This is a genomic window from Mycobacterium sp. (assembly GCF_049683935.1).
Lineage (GTDB): Bacteria > Actinomycetota > Actinomycetes > Mycobacteriales > Mycobacteriaceae > Mycobacterium.
Map to the genome: position 1 here is coordinate 1 of NZ_JBAUJR010000133.1, position 2773 is coordinate 2773.

A 2773-nucleotide genomic window follows, 5' to 3' on the forward strand; every position below is an offset into this window, starting at 1 on the left:
CCGCGACGGTGTCGCCGTGCCTCCGGCGGCCCCGCCCCGGCCTGCCGCGGCCCAGTTGTCCGACCGCGAGCGGGAGGTCGCCGAGCTGTTGCTCAACGGCATGCCCTACCGCGACATCGGGGCGCAGCTGTTCATCTCAGCGAAAACGGTCGAGCATCACGTCGCCCGGATCCGTCGCCGACTCGGCGCGGAATCGCGCTCGGAGATGCTGTCCATGCTGCGGGCGATGCTCTCCACGTCGAGCTGACCGACGCGCACCTCGCCAGACAGTTAGGACAGCCTTCGTAGCGCCGTTTCCGGACGGGATGCAACTATGAGCAGGCACCCAGCTAAAGTTACCCGCGGGTAACATTGCCAAAGTTACCCGCGGGTAACATCGTCACCGGAGGATGCGCGTGGAAACGCAGATGTTGATCAGGATCATCGTCGGGGCGTTGATGATCGTCGTCGTCGGTGCTTTGGCCGCAAAGCGCGTGGTGTGGCTGACCAAGCTGATCCGCTCGGGCCAGCCGATGAGCGCGTCCAACAATCGCAAGGACGACCTCAGGAAGCGCATCACCACGCAGTTCGAGGAAGTGTTCGGCCAGACCCGGCTACTGCGCTGGAACACGGCTGGCATCGCGCACTTCTTCACCATGTGGGGCTTCTTCGTCCTCGCCACCGTCTACCTCGAGGCCTTCGGCCAACTCGTCGACCACGACTTCCACATCCCGTTCGTCGGCCGGTGGGACGTACTCGGCTTCCTGCAGGACTTCTTCGCTCTCGCGGTGCTGCTGGGCATCATCACGTTCTCGATCATCCGCATCGTCCGCGAACCGAAGAAGCACGGCCGCGACTCCCGCTTCTACGGGTCCCACACCGGCGGCGCCTGGCTGATCCTGTTCATGATCTTCAACGTCGTCTGGACCTACGCACTGGTGCGCGGCGCCGCGGTCAACACCGGCGCGCTGCCCTACGGCGACGGCGCGTTCTTCTCGCAACTGATGGGCGCGATCCTGAGTCCGCTCGGTGAACCGGCCAACGAGTGGATCGAGACTTTGGCCCTGCTCGGGCACATCGCGATCATGCTGGTGTTCCTGCTGATCGTGCTGCACTCCAAGCACCTGCACATCGGCTTGGCCCCGATCAACGTCACGTTCAAGCGGCTGCCCGACGGCCTGGGCCCGCTGCTGCCCGTCGAGTCCAAGGGCGAGATCGTGGACTTCGAGGATCCCGCCGAGGATGCGGTGCTGGGTCGCGGAAAGATCGAGGACTTCACCTGGAAGGGCTTCCTCGACATGACCACCTGCACCGAGTGCGGGCGTTGTCAGTCGCAGTGCCCGGCGTGGAACACCGGCAAGCCGCTGTCCCCGAAGCTCGTGATCATGAACCTGCGCGACCACATGTTCGCGAAGGCGCCGTACTTCCTGGACGGCAAGGAGAGCCCGCTCGAGAACACCCCGGAGGGCGGCCTCGGCGAGAAGGTGCGCGGCGAGGACCACGACGAGCACCACCACGTGCCGGAGTCGGGCTTCGAGCGCATCCCCGCCGATTCGCCCCTGCAGGCGACCCGCCCGCTGGTCGGCACCCTCGAGGAGGGTGGCGTCATCGATCCGGACGTGCTGTGGTCGTGCACCACCTGTGGCGCCTGCGTCGAGCAGTGCCCGGTGGACATCGAGCACATCGACCACATCGTCGACATGCGCCGCTACCAGGTGATGATGGAGTCGGAGTTCCCGGGCGAACTGGGTGTGCTGTTCAAGAACCTCGAGGCCAAGGGCAATCCGTGGGGACAGAACTCCAAGGACCGCACCAACTGGATCGACGAGGTCGACTTCGATGTGCCGGTCTTCGGCAAGGACGTCGAATCGTTCGACGGCTACGAGTACCTGTTCTGGGTCGGGTGCGCCGGTGCGTACGAGGACCGGGCGAAGAAGACCACCAAGGCGGTCGCCGAACTGCTGGCCGCCGCCGGGGTCAAGTACCTGGTGCTGGGCGAGGGTGAGACCTGCAACGGCGACTCGGCCCGCCGCTCGGGCAACGAGTTCCTGTTCCAGCAGCTAGCCGCCCAGAACGTGGAAACGCTCAACGGCCTGTTCGAGGGCGTCGAGCGGGTGGACCGCAAGGTCGTCGTCACCTGCCCGCACTGCTTCAACACCCTCGGCCGGGAGTACCCGCAGCTCGGCGGCACCTACACGGTGCTGCATCACACGCAGCTGCTGAACCGGTTGCTACGCGACAAGAAGCTCATTCCGGTCAAACCGTCCGACGGCGGTATGGATATCACCTATCACGACCCGTGTTATCTCGGCCGGCACAACAAGGAGTACTCGGCTCCGCGCGAGCTGATCGGCGCGTCGGGCGCGAAGCTGACCGAGATGCCCCGCCACGCCGAGCGCGGCCTGTGCTGCGGCGCGGGCGGCGCCCGGATGTGGATGGAAGAGCACATCGGCAAGCGCGTCAACGTCGAACGCTCAGAGGAAGCGGTGGACACCGGGGCGTCGGCGATCGCGACCGGCTGCCCGTTCTGCCGCGTGATGATGACCGACGGTGTCGACGACGTCGCAGCGAACCGGGACGTGGAGAAGCCCGAGGTGCTCGATGTGGCCCAGCTGCTGCTGGGTTCGTTGGACAAGGGCAACTTCGCATTGCCCGAAAAGGGCACGGCCGCAAAGGAAGCCGAGGAGCGCGCGGCACGCGTCGCGGCCGAGGCGCCGGCGAAGGCCCCCGCCGCGACAGTAGCTGCCGAGGAGGAAGAGGCCGCGCCCGCGGAAGTGAAGGCCAGCACCGCCAC

At 66.1% G+C, this 2773-nt stretch carries 2 protein-coding genes; both read left to right on the forward strand.

The genetic code is table 11. The features are described from left to right. The coding region (locus WA965_RS07900; RefSeq protein WP_526447318.1) for a LuxR C-terminal-related transcriptional regulator at positions 1–247 on the forward strand (247 nt) is incomplete at its 5' end. Between the two features lie 148 nt (positions 248–395). Further along, a partial coding sequence (locus WA965_RS07905; RefSeq protein ID WP_526447320.1) for a (Fe-S)-binding protein occupies positions 396–2773 on the forward strand: 2378 nt, incomplete at its 3' end.